The 19072-nt window shown below is 36.6% G+C and carries 20 protein-coding genes; 12 read left to right on the top strand and 8 right to left on the bottom strand.

Annotated elements, in window-relative coordinates; all coding sequences use genetic code 11:
* The 4 genes from ACPDHL_RS05610 to rsfS all read right to left on the bottom strand — a co-directional run bounded on the left by ACPDHL_RS05610 (nt 1) and on the right by rsfS (nt 3865).
* Nucleotides 1–789, bottom strand: a complete 789-nt coding sequence (locus tag ACPDHL_RS05610) for a phosphatidate cytidylyltransferase (RefSeq protein WP_430531813.1) — start codon at nt 787–789, stop codon at nt 1–3.
* 3 nt (nt 790–792) lie between these two features.
* Nucleotides 793–1365 carry an LUD domain-containing protein gene (locus ACPDHL_RS05605; RefSeq protein ID WP_430531812.1) on the bottom strand — a complete coding sequence of 191 codons (573 nt, stop codon included), beginning with the start codon at nt 1363–1365 and terminating at the stop codon, nt 793–795.
* A 145-nt stretch (nt 1366–1510) separates the two neighbouring features.
* Nucleotides 1511–3475, bottom strand: coding sequence for an ATP-dependent zinc metalloprotease FtsH (ftsH, locus tag ACPDHL_RS05600; RefSeq protein ID WP_430531811.1), 1965 nt, complete (start codon nt 3473–3475; stop codon nt 1511–1513).
* A gap of 18 nt (nt 3476–3493) precedes the next feature.
* Nucleotides 3494–3865 carry a ribosome silencing factor gene (gene rsfS / locus ACPDHL_RS05595; protein ID WP_430531810.1) on the bottom strand — a complete coding sequence of 124 codons (372 nt, stop codon included), beginning with the start codon at nt 3863–3865 and terminating at the stop codon, nt 3494–3496.
* Nucleotides 3866–3967: 102 nt separating this feature from the next.
* Between rsfS and ACPDHL_RS05590 the strand changes: the two genes are divergently transcribed.
* The gene (locus ACPDHL_RS05590; protein ID WP_430531809.1) at nt 3968–4708 is read left to right on the top strand and encodes a biotin--[acetyl-CoA-carboxylase] ligase; all 741 of its coding nucleotides are present in this window, start codon (nt 3968–3970) and stop codon (nt 4706–4708) included.
* 42 nt (nt 4709–4750) lie between these two features.
* On the opposite strand, the gene msrB is transcribed toward ACPDHL_RS05590, so the two are convergent.
* Nucleotides 4751–5143 carry a peptide-methionine (R)-S-oxide reductase MsrB gene (msrB, locus tag ACPDHL_RS05585; RefSeq protein ID WP_430531808.1) on the bottom strand — a complete coding sequence of 131 codons (393 nt, stop codon included), beginning with the start codon at nt 5141–5143 and terminating at the stop codon, nt 4751–4753.
* A gap of 13 nt (nt 5144–5156) precedes the next feature.
* Entirely contained in the window at nt 5157–6035 is an 879-nt protein-coding gene (locus ACPDHL_RS05580) for an alpha/beta hydrolase (RefSeq protein ID WP_430531807.1), read from the bottom strand.
* A 264-nt stretch (nt 6036–6299) separates the two neighbouring features.
* Between ACPDHL_RS05580 and ACPDHL_RS05575 the strand changes: the two genes are divergently transcribed.
* The 7 genes from ACPDHL_RS05575 to ACPDHL_RS05545 all read left to right on the top strand — a co-directional run bounded on the left by ACPDHL_RS05575 (nt 6300) and on the right by ACPDHL_RS05545 (nt 15577).
* Complete coding sequence (locus tag ACPDHL_RS05575; protein ID WP_430531806.1) at nt 6300–7109, top strand: M48 family metallopeptidase; 810 nt, start codon at nt 6300–6302, stop codon at nt 7107–7109.
* 68 nt (nt 7110–7177) lie between these two features.
* The gene (locus ACPDHL_RS05570; protein WP_430531805.1) at nt 7178–8479 is read left to right on the top strand and encodes an MFS transporter; all 1302 of its coding nucleotides are present in this window, start codon (nt 7178–7180) and stop codon (nt 8477–8479) included.
* Between the two features lie 92 nt (nt 8480–8571).
* On the top strand, nt 8572–9582 hold the full coding sequence (locus ACPDHL_RS05565) for a hypothetical protein (protein WP_430531804.1): 1011 nt from the start codon (nt 8572–8574) through the stop codon (nt 9580–9582).
* A gap of 187 nt (nt 9583–9769) precedes the next feature.
* A complete protein-coding gene (gene lon / locus ACPDHL_RS05560; RefSeq protein WP_430531803.1) occupies nt 9770–12238 on the top strand; it encodes an endopeptidase La in 2469 nt (822 codons plus the stop codon).
* Between the two features lie 208 nt (nt 12239–12446).
* A complete protein-coding gene (gene porQ, locus ACPDHL_RS05555) occupies nt 12447–13469 on the top strand; it encodes a type IX secretion system protein PorQ (RefSeq protein ID WP_430531802.1) in 1023 nt (340 codons plus the stop codon).
* Between the two features lie 17 nt (nt 13470–13486).
* Nucleotides 13487–14170 (top strand): (d)CMP kinase, encoded by a 684-nt coding sequence (gene cmk / locus ACPDHL_RS05550; RefSeq protein ID WP_430531801.1) that lies wholly within the window; start codon nt 13487–13489, stop codon nt 14168–14170.
* Nucleotides 14171–14242: 72 nt separating this feature from the next.
* Complete coding sequence (locus tag ACPDHL_RS05545; protein ID WP_430531800.1) at nt 14243–15577, top strand: MFS transporter; 1335 nt, start codon at nt 14243–14245, stop codon at nt 15575–15577.
* A gap of 353 nt (nt 15578–15930) precedes the next feature.
* Here the strand turns inward: ACPDHL_RS05545 and ACPDHL_RS05540 are convergent, their stop codons facing one another.
* Complete coding sequence (locus tag ACPDHL_RS05540; RefSeq protein ID WP_430531799.1) at nt 15931–16053, bottom strand: hypothetical protein; 123 nt, start codon at nt 16051–16053, stop codon at nt 15931–15933.
* A gap of 468 nt (nt 16054–16521) precedes the next feature.
* On the opposite strand from ACPDHL_RS05540, the gene ACPDHL_RS05535 reads away from it, so the two are divergent.
* A complete protein-coding gene (locus ACPDHL_RS05535) occupies nt 16522–16722 on the top strand; it encodes a hypothetical protein (RefSeq protein WP_430531798.1) in 201 nt (66 codons plus the stop codon).
* Between the two features lie 27 nt (nt 16723–16749).
* Nucleotides 16750–17334, top strand: a complete 585-nt coding sequence (locus tag ACPDHL_RS05530; RefSeq protein ID WP_430531797.1) for a hypothetical protein — start codon at nt 16750–16752, stop codon at nt 17332–17334.
* Nucleotides 17335–17456: 122 nt separating this feature from the next.
* On the opposite strand, the gene ACPDHL_RS05525 is transcribed toward ACPDHL_RS05530, so the two are convergent.
* Entirely contained in the window at nt 17457–17699 is a 243-nt protein-coding gene (locus ACPDHL_RS05525) for a hypothetical protein (protein WP_430531796.1), read from the bottom strand.
* Between the two features lie 388 nt (nt 17700–18087).
* Here ACPDHL_RS05525 and ACPDHL_RS05520 point away from each other — a divergent pair, with 388 nt between their 5' ends.
* A complete protein-coding gene (locus tag ACPDHL_RS05520; protein ID WP_430531795.1) occupies nt 18088–18324 on the top strand; it encodes a type II toxin-antitoxin system RelE/ParE family toxin in 237 nt (78 codons plus the stop codon).
* A gap of 133 nt (nt 18325–18457) precedes the next feature.
* Nucleotides 18458–18790 (top strand): helix-turn-helix domain-containing protein, encoded by a 333-nt coding sequence (locus ACPDHL_RS05515; RefSeq protein ID WP_430531794.1) that lies wholly within the window; start codon nt 18458–18460, stop codon nt 18788–18790.
* The last annotated feature ends 282 nt before the right edge of the window (nt 18791–19072 follow it).

Below are 19072 nucleotides of genomic sequence, written 5' to 3'. Positions count from 1 at the left end.
TTATAAAATTTGAAAAATGATATACAAAATGGGAGAGATAAATAAGATACTGTCTAAGCGATCTAAGATACCTCCATGTCCAGGCATGATAGCACCACTATCTTTTACACCAGCTTCTCGCTTGAAATGTGATTCAACAAGATCTCCAAGTGTCCCAAATAATCCTACAAAAATAGCACTTGCAATCCAAATATACACATTTAATGAAGTAAAAAAGTAATTTAATACCAGAGAGGCTATAATTGCAAAGACAATTCCACCAACTAGACCTTCGATCGTTTTTTTAGGTGAGATGCGTTCAAACAACTTGTGCTTGCCAAACTTTTTACCTACAATATAGGCAAAGGTGTCATTGGTCCATACTAGAATTAAAATACCAATAACGATTTGTGGATCATATCCTGTTGCTGTATAAGGCAGATGTAAAAAGGCAAGAAATGTTCCAATAACATAGCCGAGAAAAATAATAATTTTTACGGGAAGGCTTCGATTGGGCTTGCGTGTAGTAAATAATTCGGCTGTTATCGCTAAGAGAATTAAGAAGCTTAGGATAACGAGTAGGTGTATAGGTAGTGCAATGGCAGACTGAAAAATGGCCAATACAGCAACTAAACTAATGCCAACGCAAAGATATTTCGATAAATTAATTAATCGAGCAAATTCATATGCTGCTACGACCATAAAAAATCCAAAGAGTATTTTGAACGTAAGTACATCATATAATGTTGCACTTAGTAACAGAACAATATAGATAATTCCAGATATTGTTCTTTTAAGGGTTTCTGACATAATTTAGAGATCTTCTAATAAAAGTAAATATAAGTTTTTAGGAGATCTGCCATAACTTAAGAAATCTTGATTGGCAGAAGGTTTAAAGCAATTAATTGCCGTAATATTAGTAGGCAAGGAGCTGCTGTATTTTCTTTTGATTTCGCGCAGTCCATCACTCTTTGTTCGGGTGATTTGGCTAGTTGCAGCAATAATAATGATGTTATCGGGGATTTCGTGTGGTTTGTAATCCCTTAGTTGCTTTTCGCAAAATAAGATCGCTCCATCGTCTGCAATTAAACTCTCACAAGACGAAACAAAAAAGACGGGTTGTTTGGAATTGATGTAGTGTATGTTGTTGTCTCTTAAAAGCGAATGAAATTGGTTTTCATGCGTTAGTGCTTCTTTTTCAAACCAATCATTTTCTAACAAGACATTGACAAATGTTTCGTGCAATTCTGACTGTGTGTCACAGTATAAAAACTTACCACCGTTATTCTTGAAATTTACAGTAAATAAATCATCAACAGGCATAACAGTATCAGGAAGATATTGACTTCTTTGATCGTTAGCCTCTTCGTTACTTTGTTTTGACATAAATCCGCTAATTAACTTCTTTAGAAAGCTCATAGGTTAAGTGTCGAAATATGATGGTTTGTAATAAGTTCAAAGATAAAAAAAATCTTAACTTAAATGAGTCTTTAAGTTAAGATTTTTAGATAGTTTCCTATAAATTGCTTGATTAAGCGATTGTTTCTTCTGTATCCGATTGAGGTTGAATTGTGTTTTCTACTGTTTCGGGTTTGTCAAAAGGTCGTTTGCCAAAGATATTTTCTAAATCTTGTTGGAAAATCACCTCTTTTTCGCACAGTAAATTTGCCAATTGAATCAATTTATCTTTGTGTTCAGTCAAAATTGCTTGTGCACGTTCATACTGACCTTCGATTAATTTTGAAATTTCTTCATCAATTACTTTGGCTGTATCCTCAGAATAAGGCTTGCTGAAATTGTATTCACTCTGCCCTGACGAATCGTAATACGTAATATTTCCGAGTTTGTCATTTAGTCCGTAAATCGTAACCATGGCTCTCGCTTGTTTAGCTACTTTTTCCAAGTCGCTTAACGCTCCTGTAGAGATTTTGTCAAAGACAATTTTCTCTGCTGCACGTCCACCCATAGTAGCACACATTTCGTCTAACATTTGCTCTGTGCGGACGATTTGTCTTTCTGCAGGTAAGTACCAAGCTGCTCCTAAACTTTGTCCACGTGGAACAATCGTAACTTTTACTAGTGGAGCCGCGTGTTCACACATCCAGCTTACTGTAGCATGACCTGCTTCGTGTATTGCAATAGCGTATTTCTCTTCAACTGTAATGATTTTGTTTTTCTTTTCTAAACCACCAATAATTCGGTCTACAGCATCCAAGAAGTCTTGCATATCCACTTCTTTTTTGTCTTTACGTGCCGCTGTTAAAGCAGCTTCGTTACAAACGTTAGCGATATCTGCACCGGAGAATCCAGGGGTTTGTTTCGCTAAGAAGTCAATATCTAAATTGTCTACTTTTTTAATGTTGCGCAAGTGTACTTTGAAGATTGCTTCTCTTTCTTTCACGTCTGGAAGGTCAACATAAATCTGTCTGTCAAAACGCCCAGCACGTAAAAGTGCTTTATCTAAGATTTCCGCACGGTTTGTTGCTGCTAATACAATAACGTTCGTATGAGAACCAAAACCATCCATTTCCGTTAATAACTGGTTTAAGGTGTTTTCTCTTTCGTCATTTGATCCAGAGAAATTGCTTTTTCCACGTGCTCTACCCACAGCATCAATCTCATCAATAAAGATAATCGCTGGTGATTTCTCTTTGGCTTGTTTAAACAAGTCACGTACACGTGATGCTCCAACTCCAACGAACATTTCTACGAAATCAGAACCAGAAAGTGAAAAGAAAGGTACCTTTGCTTCACCCGCTACTGCTTTAGCCAATAGCGTTTTACCTGTTCCTGGAGGTCCTACTAAGAGAGCACCTTTTGGTATTTTACCTCCGATAGAGGTGTATTTTTCAGGGTTCTTTAAGAACTCAACAATTTCAACGATCTCTTCTTTAGCCCCTTCTAATCCAGCAACATCACTAAAGGTTACTTTAATGTCATTCTTTTCATCGAAGAGTTTTGCTTTGGACTTTCCAATAGAGAAAATCTGTCCGCCACCGCCAGCACCACCGCCACCAGTCATTCTTCTCATCATGAATAACCAGAATCCAATGATAATGATAATCGGTAAGAAACTAATAAAATAGTCTCCCCAATTGCTTTCTGCTTCAGATTTATATTCCAGAAGTTTGCCTTCTCCAGCAGCCTCATCTAATTTCTTTTGGAAAATTTCAGAGTTTCCAATTTCAGTTACGAACTGAGGTCCTGTGCTTTCTTTTCCTAAGATTGATTTTCGTTGTAATTCTTCAAAATCTTTGCTTTGTAAAGCGTCTTTTGTCAAATATACTTTAGCAACAGAACGATTAAATTCTACTTTCTCCACTTTACCTTCTTTCAGGTAATCGAAAAATTTAGAAAGACTCAGTTGTTTGGAATCTCCAACACCACTTCCGTTCGATAAAAAGTTTATAACCAATACGATAACCACAATGCTCGCATACAAAATCCACGGGCTAAATTTGGGTTTGTTTTGGTTTGGTTTTATGTTTCCCGCCATGAAGAATAAATTTTAAGTTTAATATTGGCTGTTGATATTTGTAATCTTTGCGTCACCCCACAAGCTTTCTAAGTTGTAGAATTCGCGAATCGATTTTTGGAATACGTGTACTACAACATTGATGTAGTCCATGAGTATCCACTCAGCATTTACTTCGCCTTCAACATGCCAAGGTTTGTCGTGTAATTCTTTTGATACAATTTTTTGAACAGAACCCGCGATCGCATTGACCTGCGTATTGGAGTTCCCATCACATATAATGAAGTAATCACAAGGTGTGTTATCTATTTCTCGTAAATCTAAAATTGTTGTGTTTTCCCCTTTTACAGCTTCAATTCCTTTGATAATATTAGCAATCAATTCGTCGTTGTTGATAGTTTTGTTTGTCATTTATTGATTTTATCTAAATTTCTTCAAGTTAACAAAAATATGTTTCCTAATTTTGGGTTCAAATATAGTGAATCGCTTCTGATTAGACTACAATAATTTTATATGAATATTATCAAACTCGATGCCACTGCATCCACTAATACCTATTTAAAGAATTTGTTAACAACTTGTGATTTAGAAAATTTCACGACGATTGTGACTGAAAATCAATTTGCAGGTAAGGGACAACGCGGATCGGGTTGGGTGTCTGAAGCAGGTAGTAACCTGACCTTTAGTGTGTTGTTGAAGAGCAATCCTCGATCGGTGCAAGGGGTGTTTGATCTCAATATTATGGTTGCATTAGCAGTAGTATCTGCCTTAAAAAAAATATACGATCTGCCATTTTTTATCAAATGGCCGAATGACATTTTGTCTTGTAATAAGAAAATATGTGGCATATTGATCGAAAATATTCTCAAGTCGCAAGGTGAAGTGTTCTCAATTGTCGGAATAGGAATCAATGGCAATCAAAAGCAGTTTCCCGAAATGAGCAAAGCAAGCTCCTTGAGCCTGTTAACCGGAAAGGAAATAAATAAAGACGAGCTATTACAAGCTATACTAAAGGAATTGACAGTAGGATACTCTACCTTGACAAATGGGGCAAGTGGGGCAGTAGATACGCTGTGGGAACAGTATAAAGTGCACTTGTTTCGAAAAGATGTAGTTTCTGCCTTTGAAATTCCACAGGGCAAACGTTTTAACGGTATTATTCGCGATGTCACGCGCTATGGGAAATTAGTGGTAGAAACGGAAGAGGAAGCAAGGGTAGAATTTGCCTTGAAAGAAGTACAGCTATTGTATTAGTTCAAAATAAGGAAAATCCTTATTTTGAACGGAAGTAATCGCTTACTTTTGATGTTTAATCGAGATGGAATTAATGCAATAGCGATGCCCTGTTGTCTCTTGTGGTCCATCAGGAAAAACATGCCCTAAATGGCCTTGACAGTTGGAACAAACAACTTCTACGCGGACCATACCGTGTGATACATCTTTAATATATGCCACACTTCCTTCTATGGCTTGATCAAAAGAAGGCCAACCACAATGTGAATTAAATTTGGTTGTTGAGTCAAACAATACCTGTCCACAACCTGAACAGGCGTAGTGTCCTGTTTCATAAAAATCATTGTATTCTCCAGTAAACGGGCGTTCAGTTCCCTTTTCTCTTAGTACGTAGAACTGCTCAGGTGTGAGGAGTTCTCTCCATTCTTCTGCTGTGGTATCTTTGTCTTTTTTCATTACTTTAATCGTGTTAATGCGTTTCTTGTGTAAAATCGCGAATGCGTTCAATTACTTTTTTGTCGCCTAATACTTTGCGGTGTCCTAATCCACTGGTGACCATCAATTGACTGTTGGGCGCGTGTTTCTTAATTTGATAAGCTGCTTTGATTGGAACATCGATATCATCCTCATCGTGGATAATCAAAACTGGAATATGGATCTCTGCTGCTGCTTTGTGTACACAGTAACTGTCCATTGTACGGTTAAATTGCTTTTCAAAGCGCATTTTTATGATGTTGGCAATTTGTGGTTTTAGTTGAATTTGCTTGACGAAATCTTCAATGACGTCCTGAACTACATCTCCACTGCCAATAATGACAGCCTGCTTTGCTTTTAATCCATCGCGCAAGGCATTCATCGTTGTCATACCACCTAAAGAATGCCCAACAATAAGGTCGAAAGGCCCAAATTGCTTTTCAATTTCAAACGCTGAAGCAATAAATTCGGTAAGGTTTGTTTTGGTTTTCGGTGCCAAACCATGTCCTGGTGCGTCAAAACTGACAATGTCATACCCTTGGCGAATCAGTATGTTGGCAATGGTGACCAATTGGGTCCCTCGTCCATTCCACCCGTGAATCAACAAGGCTTTTTTATTGGCTTTTTTGTTGATACCATATTCGTAAACGACAATGTCTTTTTTAATTGCATGTACGTATAATTTAGTCCTTTTACTTTTGGTTAGCATCTCTTTTTCCCTCTTGGGGGTTTTGAATTTAATTGGGGTAATAAAGAGATTCTGCGCAAACTTAGCAGCTAAGGATTGAGAGAAAAATTGTAAAAACTTTCCAGTCCATAGGATTGATTTCGGTATTTCTAATGAATGTTTTACCTTTTTAGAATTGTCTTGCATTATTGAAAAGCATTTGAAACAAAAGTACAAAATATATAAAAGATATTGTTTGCTCTAGAGAGGTGTTTTTTCAAACGGATGTTGATTAGGTGTTTTTTACTTTTGTTTTTTAATGGCTTTCTGTGTAAATTGTAGTTTTTTCTTATAAAAACTTGAATACTAGATAGAAAAGAATAAATAAGTAAAAAATACTATCCAAAAAAAACAAAAAGTAAATTGTGGTAAATCCTAAAAGAATAATTTTAATTTTGAATAAAAAAAATTATGAAAAAAATAGTGCTGTCCTTGGGGGCAATTCTTTTGTTAATCGGGTGTAAAACAAATCCTTTTAGTGGAAAAAGTACCATGGCATTTGTGTCAGATGCCTCTTTGTTTCCGTCGTCTTTTCAACAATATGGCGAGTTTTTAAACGAGCATAAAGTGATCAAGGGGACCAAAGATGCAAAGCGCATTGAAGAAATAGGAAATAAAATTCGCGTAGCTGCAGAAAAATGGTTAACGGCAAATGGGTATCCTAAATATTTGGATGATTACCGTTGGGAGTATAATTTGGTTGACGATAAAGAAGTTAACGCTTGGTGTATGCCAGGGGGTAAAATAGTGTTTTTTACTGGAATTTTACCGATTTGTCAAACAGATGCGGGAATTGCCACCGTAATGGGACATGAAGTCTCGCACGCTTTAGCCAATCACGGTCAACAACGCGTGAGTGCTGCCATGTTACAACAAGCAGCTGCCATGGGATTGGATGTTGCCACTTCAGGTAGTAAAGAATCAACCAAACAAGCCTTGGGTATGGCGTTTGGTTTGGGAAGTCAGTATGGTGTGATGCTGCCTTTTAGTAGAAGTAATGAAAGTGAAGCGGATAAAATCGGACTTACCTTAATGGCTATAGCGGGTTATAATCCCGAAGAGGCTGTTGCTTTTTGGAGCCGTATGGCTGCCAATAGCGGAGGTGGAGGAGGATCTTCTTTTACTAGTACCCACCCTTCAAATCAACAGCGTATTGAAGATTTGAAAAGACTAATTCCAGCGGCAAAAGCGGAAGCAGCAAAATTTGGGGTAACCTTTTAAAATAAACAGAAAAAAGCAATCGACACCGATTGCTTTTTTCTATTTTAGTGGATTATTTAAAGTAGAGCATGAAAAATTTTGAAAAAGGGAATCCCAAACTATTAAATGCATGGGCTTTTTATGATTGGGCTAATTCGGTCTATGCCTTAGTTATATCCTCTTCTATCTTTCCTTTGTATTACGGAATGCTATTTCGTGCAAAAGAAATTGATCGCTATTCTTTTTTTGGAATAGAAATGAATAGCGAGAGTATTATCAGCTACGTTACAGCTATCGGTTTCTTGATTATTGCCTTTATTTCTCCTTTGCTATCGGGTATTGCCGATTATTTAGGAACAAAAAAGTTTTTTATGAAACTTTTCTGCGGCATTGGATCTGTTTCTTGCATGCTGTTGTACTTTTTTAGTTTAGATTATTTCGGATGGAGCTTGTTCATCTACATGATGGGATTAATTGGCTTTTGGGGTAGCCTGGTCTTCTATAATTCATATCTACCCGATATTGCATTCGAAGAACAACAAGATCGCATTAGTGCCAAAGGCTATGCTTTAGGCTATGTAGGTAGTGTATTGCTCTTAATCCTCAACCTTGGATTGGTGATGAATGCCGAACAGTTGGGCTTTGAAGATGCGACTCAAGCTATGCGTGCTTCCTTTATATTGGTTGGAATCTGGTGGCTTGCTTTTAGCCAAGTTACCTTTCGTCGACTGCCAGATTTTAAAAATAACAACAAACTGACAGGCAGTATATTTTTTAAAGGATTTAAAGAATTGAAGAAAGTACTCGTCATGCTGCGAGAACAAACCGTATTGAAACGCTATTTGGTTGCTTTTTTTGTCTATAGTATGGCGGTGCAAACGGTGATGATTATCGCTGCCTTTTTCGGAGAAAAAGAAATTGCTTGGGCAGATGATCAACAACGCAGTATGGGATTAATCTTAAGTATTATGTTGATCCAGTTAATTGCCATCGTAGGGGCCTTTGCTACCTCAAGCTTGTCTAAGCGCATTGGCAATATCTATACCCTATGTGTATTAAATGTGCTTTGGGTTTTTATCTGTATCTATGCGTATACCATTGTTACGCCCAATGAGTTTTATGTTGCAGCTGCTTTTGTGGGATTAGTCATGGGGGGAATACAATCGCTTTCTCGATCAACTTATGCTAAATTATTACCCGAAACAACAGATACAACCTCGTTCTTTAGCTTTTATGACGTAACTGAAAAAATTGGAATTGTCGTAGGTATGTTTGTCTATGGATTAATTAGTGACCTCACAGGTAAGATGCAAAATGCGATTTTGTTTCTTATTTTATTTTTTATCGTTGGATTTTTTCTATTATTACGTGTAAAAGAGAAGAAGAAGTAGAAAGAAGGATTATTGTTAATTTTTTTTTGTTAAAAAAGTTTTAAAATCTATTAAAATATATATATTTGGAATTGTAATTAGAATGTAAAATCATGAAGAAATTTTATTCAATATTAATTGGTGTAAGTTTGTTGACAATTGGAGGAGGCTTGGTATCATCTTGCAACAGTTCAGATGATAACGAATTTTCTAGCGATCCTTCGTATAAAGGGCCTACCTATTTTTCACTAACTTTACCTGATACTACGCGTATTGAAACGGAAAAGTTTTTAGCGACTTTGGATGCTAATGGAGAATTTCGTTTGGAAATGCAAGAAATGGATGGAGGTGATCAACAATTTAGCTTCTCCTTATTGAAGTTTCAAGAGGGGAATTTTCCAACCAACTTAAATCTTATTGAGTATACAATGCGAACAGGCGAACTTAGTTTTGATGCCTTTAGTTCCTTAGATATGAATGATCCTAGAAGAAATAATGGGATGATCAAAATTTCAAAGATTGACAAGGAAGCCATGCTAGTAAGTGGATCTTTCAATAGTTCGATGGTTCCTTCGCCATTAAATGAAAGTGGATTGAGAACATTTAAATTATCAGGTGAGTTTAAAAATATTCCGTATAAAAGAATAGGGGTAAGTGGCAAACACGGATTTGTATATGCGAGTTTGAATGATACGGATATCAATGATTTAATGGTCGTTTCTAATGAAAAAGGAGATATCGTTGACGGCAAAGTTGTTATTGCAGCAGAAAGTCAACCTATGCGCAAAAGAGCGATTAAAATTAGCTTTCCTAAAGAAGCAGTTGCTGGAACGTATAAGTACGATCAAGTAGCGGTAGAGTATACCTCTGAAAATGGAGTGAAATACTTTTCAAACGTTGAAGATAAAAGCTTAGAAGGAAGTGCGTTAAAAATAGAAGGAATTACCCAATTACCACTATCAGAACGCGCGACATACAAAGGGAAATTTATATTTAAGTTAAGATCGAAAGAAGGACGTGTTCTTACGTTAGAGTTCGGAGATTTTAGCGCTGATTTGCTTTTGAAAGAAGTTGTAACACCTGGACCTGGACCAGGGGATGGAAGTGGACCAATTGAATTGTAAGACAATAGCGATAAATAACTGACATAAGACCTTGCTTTATGCAAGGTTTTTTTATGGCATAAAGATTGAACTACTACTGTAGTATGAAACTAATAAGTGGCTTTATTTGTTGATTATTAAGAACTTATGTTTTTTGTTCTCGATGATAGAATATAAGCTACTGACAAAATGACGTGATATTTATAATATGGCAAACCAAAAAATAATAACATTAGATAATTTGATGCTTGATGATTTCTTAGATGGTGATTCTGAGTTCATTCCTTTGTTAAGTCAAGAAGATGAAGAAGAAATGAATAATGAGGAACTACCCGTAGAATTGGCGATTTTGCCTTTGCGCAATATGGTTTTATTTCCAGGTGTTGTTATTCCAATTACAGCAGGAAGGGATAAGTCAATCAAATTGATTGAAGCAGCCAATAAAAAAGGCAAAAGTATAGGAGTTGTTGCTCAAATTAACGAAGATACGGAAGACCCAGGAATACAAGATATTCACCACCAAGGAACTGTAGCCCGTATCATTAAGGTATTGAAACTACCAGATGGAAATATTACCGTAATCCTACAAGGGAAAAAGCGTTTTGAGATTGCAGCATTGGTTGCTGAAAAACCATACCTAACTGCCACAGTAAAAGAATGTGATGAAATACGTCCCGAAGCGGATGATCAAGAATTCTTAGCTGTTGTAGATTCAATCAAAGAACTCGCAGTCGAAATTATCAGAGAAAATCCAAATATCCCTTCAGAGGCTTCTTTTGCTGTGAAGAATATAGAGAGTAATTCATTTTTGATCAATTTTGTTTCGTCTAACCTCAATTTAACGGTAGAAGACAAACAACAATTGTTACGCATCAATGATTTAAAAGCTCGTGCGTATGAAACCTTGCGTTTAATGAATGTAGAGCTTCAAAAGTTACAGCTGAAAAACACGATTCAATCCAAAGTGCGTATCGATTTAGATCAGCAACAAAAGGAGTATTTCTTACACCAACAGATGAAAACCATTCAAGAAGAATTGGGAGGATTTTCAAATGAAGAGGAGTTTGAAGACATGCGCAAAAAAGCCAAGGAGAAAAAGTGGTCTAAAGAAGTAAGTGAGCGTTTCGACAAAGAATTGATGAAATGGCAACGCATGAATCCACAAGTAGCAGAATTTGGTATTCAACGCAATTATTTAGAGCTTTTATTAGAGCTACCTTGGAAAAAGTATTCGGAAGATAAATTTGATCTTAAACGCTCTCAAAAGATCCTAGATAAGGATCACTATGGCATTGAAGATGTCAAGAAAAGAGTAATTGAACATATGGCGGTTTTAAAACTGCGCGATGATCTTAAAGCTCCAATCTTGTGTTTATATGGACCTCCAGGTGTAGGGAAAACATCCATTGGAAAGTCTATTGCCAAAGCATTAGGTAGAGAATATGTACGCATCTCTTTAGGGGGATTGCGCGATGAGGCAGAAATTAGAGGACATAGAAAAACATACATTGGCGCTATGCCAGGACGTATCATTCAAAGTTTGAAAAAAGCTGGAACATCAAACCCCGTATTCTTACTCGATGAGATTGATAAATTGTCTGTGAGTAACAATGGAGATCCGTCTTCTGCTTTACTAGAAGTGCTTGATCCAGAACAAAACAACGATTTCTATGACAATTTCCTTGAGATGGGATACGATTTGTCTAAAGTGATGTTTATTGCTACCTCAAATAGCTTGTCGACGATTCAACCTGCCTTGAGAGACCGTATGGAAATCATCGAGATGACAGGGTATACCATCGAAGAAAAAGTCGAAATAGGTAGACAACATTTATTGCCTAAACAATTAGAAGAACACGGACTGACAACCAAAGACTTGGTGATTGGCAAAAAGCAAATGGAGTTCATTGTCACGCATTATACGCGCGAATCTGGAGTTCGTGGATTGAATAAACAACTAGCACATGTAGCCAGAGGTATTGCCAAAAGTATTGTGTTGGAAGAAGAATTTAATCCAAAAGTGACCGAAGAAGAACTACGTAAAATATTAGGTACCCCTCGATTTGAGGCTGATAAATACGAAAATAATGACGTAGCAGGTGTGGTAACAGGATTAGCTTGGACAAGTGTTGGGGGAGATATTTTGTATATCGAATCCATTGTCTCTAAAGGCAAAGGTGGATTGAGTATTACGGGTAACTTAGGTACCGTAATGAAAGAGTCTGCTACGATTGCGTTAGAGTATATCAAAGCACATGCGGATGAATGGGGAATTCCCTCTGATGTATTCGATCACTATAAAATCCATATTCACGTACCAGAAGGAGCTACGCCTAAAGATGGACCAAGTGCGGGGATTACCATGTTAACCTCTATGGTATCTTCTTTTACCCAACGCAAAGTCAAGAAAAACTTAGCGATGACAGGTGAAATCACCTTGAGAGGAAAAGTCCTACCTGTAGGGGGAATCAAAGAGAAGATCCTTGCGGCAAAACGCGCCAATATCAAAGAAATTATCTTGTGTAAAGAAAATAGAAAAGATATCGAAGAAATTAAAGAAGACTATATCAAAGGATTGACGTTCCATTTTGTTGATCGCATGGATGAAGTGTTGAAAATTGCCCTACTAGATGAAAAAGTAAAAAAGGCAAAAGATTTTATGGTAGAAAAAGCATAAGACGAACAATTGTTCACCGAAAATAAAGGAAAAAGCAGTAGTAAAATAAACCATACTACTGCTTTTTTTTATGGGGTAAAAGCAATACATCCTGCTCAAACACAAAAAAAAACATAAAAAAAGACAAGCGGAAGTCAGTAGCCCGTGTATCCTTTTTTACAATTGTTTTTGAAAATGTAATATATTAGCGACGTAATATAAATTGCTCATGAGGAATTCATTATTGTGGATGGGGATAACCATACTCTGCTTGCTATCGCATAAGACCTATAGCCAAGTGGGGGCTGACTATACCTATCAGTTTTTGAATATACCTTCTTCGCCTGTGCAGGCGGCTTTGGGTGGAAAGAACTTTGCTTCCTCTGATAAAGTCAGCCAAGTATTTTGGAATCCAGCCGTTGTTAATGAAGCAATGAATAATCAGGTTGATGCGAGTTTTAGTCGGGTGTATGGTGTAGCGAATTACGGTTCCTTGGGGTATGCAAAAACCTTTCGATCCAAGCGCAATCTATTCGTAGGCGTTAATTTTATCAACTATGGCGATATGGAAGGCTATGATGAATTTGGTAGCTATACTGGAAGTTTTCACGGTAATGAAGTAGCAGTAGTTGCGGGGTCTTCCTATCAAATTGAACAATCTGATTGGTATGTAGGAGCAAACGTAAAATTTGTCTTTTCTTCGATGGAATCCTATCAATCTATAGGAGCAGCGATTGACTTAGGAGTGCTGTATAAAGATGAAATTGGAAAGTGGGATTTTGCCTTCACCATCCGAAATATGGGGGCTCAGATCAAGACCTATGCCGATTATAGAGAAAAATTACCATTAGATGTCGCAATTTCTGTTTCGAAAGAATTAGAAAACGTACCTTTGCGTTGGCACATTACAATAGATAATTTACAACAATGGGATTTGTCCTTTTCAAACCCTAATAGAGGGACTACGTCTATGGACGAAGAATTCAAAGAAGAAAAGGTCAGTTTCTTTAACAATGCCCTACGGCATTTCATTGTTGGAGTAGAACTGTTTCCGCAAAAGAAGTTTCAAGTCCGTTTGGGCTATAACTTCCGAAAAGGAGAGGAACTGCGCATTGTCGACAATCGACATTTCGCAGGTATAACTGCGGGCGTGGGTTTACAACTGAAACGCCTTAAATTCGACTATTCTTATGCACGCCAAACCACAGCAGCAAACACGAGTATGTTTGGTGTTCGTTTTGATCTGAATTAATTGTAAATTTTTCAAATTTGAAAAAGATAACTATAGCGATAGACGGTTTTTCCTCTACAGGAAAAAGCACATTAGCCAAAGCACTAGCCAAGGCATTAGGTTATATCTATATTGACACAGGTGCCATGTACCGCGCCGTGACGCTTTTCGCCATGCGCAAAGGACTAATCTCTGTCAAAAACTTTGATCAAGCAAGGCTAGTAGAGCTGTTGGACAGCTTTGATCTGCATTTTGAATATAATGTAGCCAAAGGGTATGCCGATATCTATCTCAACCAAGAAAATGTAGAAGAACTTATCCGCACTTTGGAGGTTTCTCAATTTGTAAGCCAAATTGCAGCCGTATCAGAAGTGCGAAAAAAATTAGTAGAGCAACAGCAAAATCTCGGTAAAGCGAAAGGTGTGGTCATGGACGGTAGAGATATTGGAACCGTTGTTTTTCCCGATGCGGAATTGAAAATATTTATGACTGCCTCTCCTGAGATTCGCGCAGAAAGACGTTTCAAAGAATTAAAAGAAAAGAATAGCGAGGTGGTATATGAAGATGTGTTCCGCAATGTGGTTGAACGCGATCAAATCGATACCGCCAGAAAAGATTCCCCTTTAGTTAAAGCTGCAGATGCCATCGAGATTGACAATTCTAACTTGTCTCGAGAAGAACAGTTTGATTTAATCCTTCAATTAGTAAAAGAAAGAATTTAATATGATCTAAGGAAATTTGCTCTTAGATCCCAGTATCTATTGACTTATTTCTAGCACTTACAAGATATAATTATGAATGTAAAATTGAAACTAACGGGTATGAACTTCCTCGAATTTGCTGTTTGGGGAGCGTATCTAACGTCAATGGGAAACTATTTAGGCTCTATTGGTTTAGGACCTAAGATTGGCTCGTTTTATGCCATGCAAGGAATTGTATCGATATTTATGCCAGCGATTATGGGTATTGTGGCAGATCGATGGATTCCCGTTCAACGTTTATTGGGAATCAACCACTTATTAGCGGCCATTTTTATGTTTGCTACGGGATATTACGGGTATATTTCAGGAAGTAATGTCGACTTTACCACCATCTTTACACTGTATACCATTAGTGTGGCCTTCTTCATGCCAACGATAGCCCTATCCAATTCTACGGCCTATACGGTATTAAAGCAACATCAACTCGATGTGATTAAAGCCTTTCCGCCTATTCGTACTTTTGGAACTATTGGTTTTATCATTGCGATGCTGTTTGTAAACTTCTTCGGTTATACGGGAGATAGCCTAGGTTTTAACTTCAGTAGTAGCCCTGATTTTGTTAGTTTTCAACAAGATTACCACCAATTTTACGTTTCTGGATTTTTAGGGGTGATCCTATTTTTATACAGCTTCACTTTGCCAAATTGTCCTGTGAATAAATCGGGGGAAAAACGCAGCTTAGCCGATGCCTTTGGACTAAAGGCCTTTGCGCTATTTAAGCAAAAGAAAATGGCAATTTTCTTTATTTTCTCTATGTTATTGGGAGTTTCCCTTCAAATTACAAACGGATATGCCAATCCCTTTATCACGACGTTTAAGGAAATTCCAGAATATGCACACACATGGGGCGCGAGTAATGCCAATGCATTAATCTCCCTTTCACAAATTTCAGAAACCCTGTGTATTTTGTTGATTCCGTTCTTCTTGAAGCGCTTTGGAATTAAGGTGGTGATGATGATGTCCATGATTGCTTGGGTATTGCGTTTCGGATTATTCGGTTTAGGAGATCCAGGTAATGGCGTTTGGATGTTTATCTTGTCGATGATTGTGTACGGAATTGCTTTCGACTTCTTCAACGTATCAGGCTCTTTATATGTAGACAATGAAACCAGTGAAGATATTCGCTCTTCTGCTCAAGGCGTATTCATGATGATGACCAACGGCTTTGGTGCAACTATCGGAATGTTCTTAGCACAAGCAGTAGTCAATCACTACGTGTACAGCCAAGAAGACCTATTACTACAGGTAGAAGGATGGAGACATTCGTGGATTATTTTCGCCTTGTTCTCTTTGGTCGTGACCATTTTGTTTGCCATTATTTTCAAATACAAACACAAACCCGAAGATGTAGAGCATCTTTCTCATTAGAGGGAATATACATACAAAACAAAAGCAGTAGCGAAACATTCGTTACTGCTTTTTTGATTTCATTAGGTAAGTCTCTTTATTGCACAGGTTCTTTCAATTGTTGCAACAGATTGATTACTTGCAGGATGCGGTGTACATCCGATGTGTCCAAAAAGTGATCTTCTCCTTTTTCTGTACAGTGTTGCACATAGTAGTAAAACAGTTCATTAATCCCAGATTAAGCGATAGATATATAAACGAAAAGTAATTATACAAAATAGGTCTGAATTAGTAATAAAAGCATACTATAGTATGGTTCTAGCGCTAATGAAAGAGATATGAAGTAGAAATACTTTGGAGTATTTGGCTAATGCTTAATCTGGGTTACTGCTTTGTGCATAAGAGGTAAAGTTGGTGTGGAGGTCAACGAGCTCTTGTAAAAGCGTCGCATTGTACTGATCAGTTGATCGTACTCGGGTGTGGGGTTTGATACTCATATTGTTGTAATTTAGGAAGGATAAAGCTCATACAACTTAGATGTCCTAACGCTTACAACAGCATTTACAGTTGTTTCCAATACTGCCATCATATTATATGAGCAAAGTCTTTTTAGCAATAGATTGTTGTAATTTAGGAATACTAGTACTACACCACATTTTATTCCAAAACTAACTAGCTTGACTTGTAACGGCTTGTTTTAGTTGTAATTTGAATGACTTTTGGGGTGCGCATTTCTTTTTTATACGTAATTGTTAGGGGACAGCAAGGATAGCTACCCTGTTTTTTTTTGTGTAACTTAGTAGGTAAATCAAAGTAGTGATAATGGGAGGAAATAGTAGTCCCCCCTATGTAGTAAAGTAGGATACTAACGCTTTTGTAACTAAATAGGTAGGGATGAAAGAGTTTTTAAGTAAAGAGAGTTGTAATTCGTTCCTTAAAAAGTCTCGGTTATTAAACATAAAATTATGAATAGATTATTAGTGATATTGTTTTGTTTTACATCCTTACTAATCCAAGCACAACATGATAGTGAGGTGAAAGTTTTTGAAAACGACCATGAGGGATTTATCGTTTTAAATGAAAAAACGAAAGAGTTTTATTATACAAATAATGATGAGGTCATCAATACGCACATGCCCATTGTACTCGGTCGAATCGTTTCATGAGGGAAATTTGAAAATTTAAGTCCGTCAGTGCTCAAGTTAAAGAGTCAACTACCTGATCAGGTGCTCGATGAGATAACCGAACATTTCAATGTTCAATATGAGGATGACACAACGAAAGGTCGTACATATACTACGATCGACTTGCGAATAGATGATTATGATTTCTTTGATAATTATCCTAGATCTAAAGACAAGCTACCTTTATATGATGTTCTACTTTGTTCTGATCGATTAATGTATAACAATGATGACACTAGTGATGGAGATAATTGTATTACATTAAAATTAGGAGTAAACAAGTTGATTTTTCCTATTTCTGGCAATATTCCCTTTACATCTTTTACAATAAAAGCTTTTCCAGCTCAATCAAATCCAGCTACTCGGGATTATTATTTTAAACGGTCGTTTGTTGAAACAAAAAAAATAAAAAACAAAAAGATCACAGTAACCATCGACGCTATTTTACCCTATTTTTTCATTGAAGATATAAACAGTGAATTACTGTATAGGAAGAGTGAGCATGTGGTTGAATTTAGAGGAGAGGAGTTTGTACTAAACTCCAATCGAGTGTTAACGAAGAATGAAGATATGATTTTTTCGTACTACCAATAAGTAAGGCTATGCTCTTGCTGAAAATGAGATAAAAACAAATAGGAATTTAATTTTGTATCTAAAAACAAAAGCAGTAGCGAAGCATTCGTTACTGCTTTTTTGCATTCCATCAGTTAATCACTTTACTGCACAGGCTCTTTTAATTGTTGCAACAGGTTGACTACTTGTAGGATGCGGTGTACATCTGATGCATCTAAAAAGAGATCTTCTCCTTTATCGGTACAATGTTGTACATAGTAGTAAAACAGTTCATTAATGCTTTGTGCATAAGAGGTAAAGTTGGTGTGGAGTTCAACGAGCTCTTGTAGAAGCGTTGCATTGTACTGATCAGTTGATCGTACTTGGGTGTGGGGTTTGATACTCATATTGTTAATAATTAGGAATAAGCCCGCTTAGGTTAGGTGTCCTACGCTATTAACAACGTTATGGTTGTTTCCAATACCACCACCTTGCCAAACGGGCAAAATATTTTTAGAAGCTTGTGCGTTAATATATAGGAATACTAGTACTACACCACATTTTATTCCAAAACCAATTAACTTGACTTGTAACCGTTTATTTTAGTTGTAATTTGAATGACTTTGGGGGTAGACTTTTCTTTTTTATACGTAATTATTTTTCAAAGAAAACTATAAAAATAAATAGTAGAAGTTTACATATTAGGATACTTTTAGTGTTTTTGTATCACTAATAGTATAGGCTTTAATTATGAGTAAAAAACAAATTTTGTATCTCGCGGAGATATAGACCTTTTTGGAGAGCATTGACCGTAAAGCCAGTGCTAAAATTATTTACAATATCCAAAAGGTATTAAATGCTAATTTTTTGGATAGTAGTCTGTTTAAAAAATTAGATGATGAAATTTGGGAGTTTCGAACTCTTTACAATAACACTAAATATCGTTTACTTGCCTTTTGGTGTCCTTTTACAGGTTCTCTTATCATAGCGACCAATGGCTTTATAAAAAAAACGCAAAAGACACCTTCTTAAGAATTAGAGAAAGCTAAACGGATAAGAAAGCAATATATAGAATATTACACAAAAAAGTAATATCAGCCTATATTTAAAAATGAGCCTTTAATTATTATTAGACACAACATGTATTAAATAAGATTTATTAATTATGGAAAAACTTGACAAGAAACAACCAATACAACTTATATCTAACGAACAAATGATTGATCGTTTTATCGGTGAAGTAGGTACTCGCGAAAGAGAGGATTTTGACGCTAGTATTAGCATTGACAAATTAGCGATGTCAATTAGACAATTAAGAAAAGAGAAGAACTTAACCCAAAGTCAATTAGGTGAACTAGTAGGGGTTAAAAAAGCGCAAATTTCGAGAATTGAAAGTTCTACGTTAAATATAGGTTTATTTACTTTACATAAGGTTTTTCAAGCATTGGGTGCAAAAATAACATTCAATGTTGAAAATGATATTACTTTAAACGTATAACTAAGAAACATAACCGACTTTTCTTTTTTATACGTAATTAGTTTTGGAAGAATAGGATAAAAAAAGCAGTGGTAGATTTTTCTACCACTGCTTGTATGTTTTTTAAGGAGTTGGTGTGACTCATCATCTCATTGCTAAGAATGCGCGGTTCGCTCGTTGTGAGGTTCGCTCGGTTTGATGGAATATCTATTCAGATAATTTTCCTCTCATCATCTCATTGCTAAGAATGCGCGGTTCGCTCGTTGTGAGGTTCGCTCGGTTTGATGGAATATCTATTCAGAT

It is taken from the genome of Myroides sp. C15-4, assembly GCF_050522745.1.
In the GTDB taxonomy this organism is placed as follows: domain Bacteria; phylum Bacteroidota; class Bacteroidia; order Flavobacteriales; family Flavobacteriaceae; genus Flavobacterium.
Note: the sequence above shows the minus strand (reverse complement) of the source record. Positions and strands in the feature narration are given on the sequence as shown.

Coding starts and splice junctions, on each gene's coding strand:
- ACPDHL_RS05605 (WP_430531812.1), bottom strand. CDS start 1,365: ATGTCAAAACAAAGTAACGAAGAGGCTAACGATCAAAGAAGTCAATAT.
- rsfS (WP_430531810.1), bottom strand. CDS start 3,865: ATGACAAACAAAACTATCAACAACGACGAATTGATTGCTAATATTATC.
- ACPDHL_RS05545 (WP_430531800.1), top strand. CDS start 14,243: ATGAATGTAAAATTGAAACTAACGGGTATGAACTTCCTCGAATTTGCT.
- ACPDHL_RS05570 (WP_430531805.1), top strand. CDS start 7,178: ATGAAAAATTTTGAAAAAGGGAATCCCAAACTATTAAATGCATGGGCT.
- lon (WP_430531803.1), top strand. CDS start 9,770: ATGGCAAACCAAAAAATAATAACATTAGATAATTTGATGCTTGATGAT.
- ACPDHL_RS05610 (WP_430531813.1), bottom strand. CDS start 789: ATGTCAGAAACCCTTAAAAGAACAATATCTGGAATTATCTATATTGTT.
- porQ (WP_430531802.1), top strand. CDS start 12,447: ATGAGGAATTCATTATTGTGGATGGGGATAACCATACTCTGCTTGCTA.
- ACPDHL_RS05515 (WP_430531794.1), top strand. CDS start 18,458: ATGGAAAAACTTGACAAGAAACAACCAATACAACTTATATCTAACGAA.
- ACPDHL_RS05575 (WP_430531806.1), top strand. CDS start 6,300: ATGAAAAAAATAGTGCTGTCCTTGGGGGCAATTCTTTTGTTAATCGGG.
- ACPDHL_RS05590 (WP_430531809.1), top strand. CDS start 3,968: ATGAATATTATCAAACTCGATGCCACTGCATCCACTAATACCTATTTA.
- ACPDHL_RS05565 (WP_430531804.1), top strand. CDS start 8,572: ATGAAGAAATTTTATTCAATATTAATTGGTGTAAGTTTGTTGACAATT.
- ftsH (WP_430531811.1), bottom strand. CDS start 3,475: ATGGCGGGAAACATAAAACCAAACCAAAACAAACCCAAATTTAGCCCG.
- msrB (WP_430531808.1), bottom strand. CDS start 5,143: ATGAAAAAAGACAAAGATACCACAGCAGAAGAATGGAGAGAACTCCTC.
- ACPDHL_RS05580 (WP_430531807.1), bottom strand. CDS start 6,035: ATGCAAGACAATTCTAAAAAGGTAAAACATTCATTAGAAATACCGAAA.
- ACPDHL_RS05535 (WP_430531798.1), top strand. CDS start 16,522: ATGAATAGATTATTAGTGATATTGTTTTGTTTTACATCCTTACTAATC.
- ACPDHL_RS05525 (WP_430531796.1), bottom strand. CDS start 17,699: ATGAGTATCAAACCCCACACCCAAGTACGATCAACTGATCAGTACAAT.
- ACPDHL_RS05540 (WP_430531799.1), bottom strand. CDS start 16,053: ATGAGTATCAAACCCCACACCCGAGTACGATCAACTGATCAGTACAAT.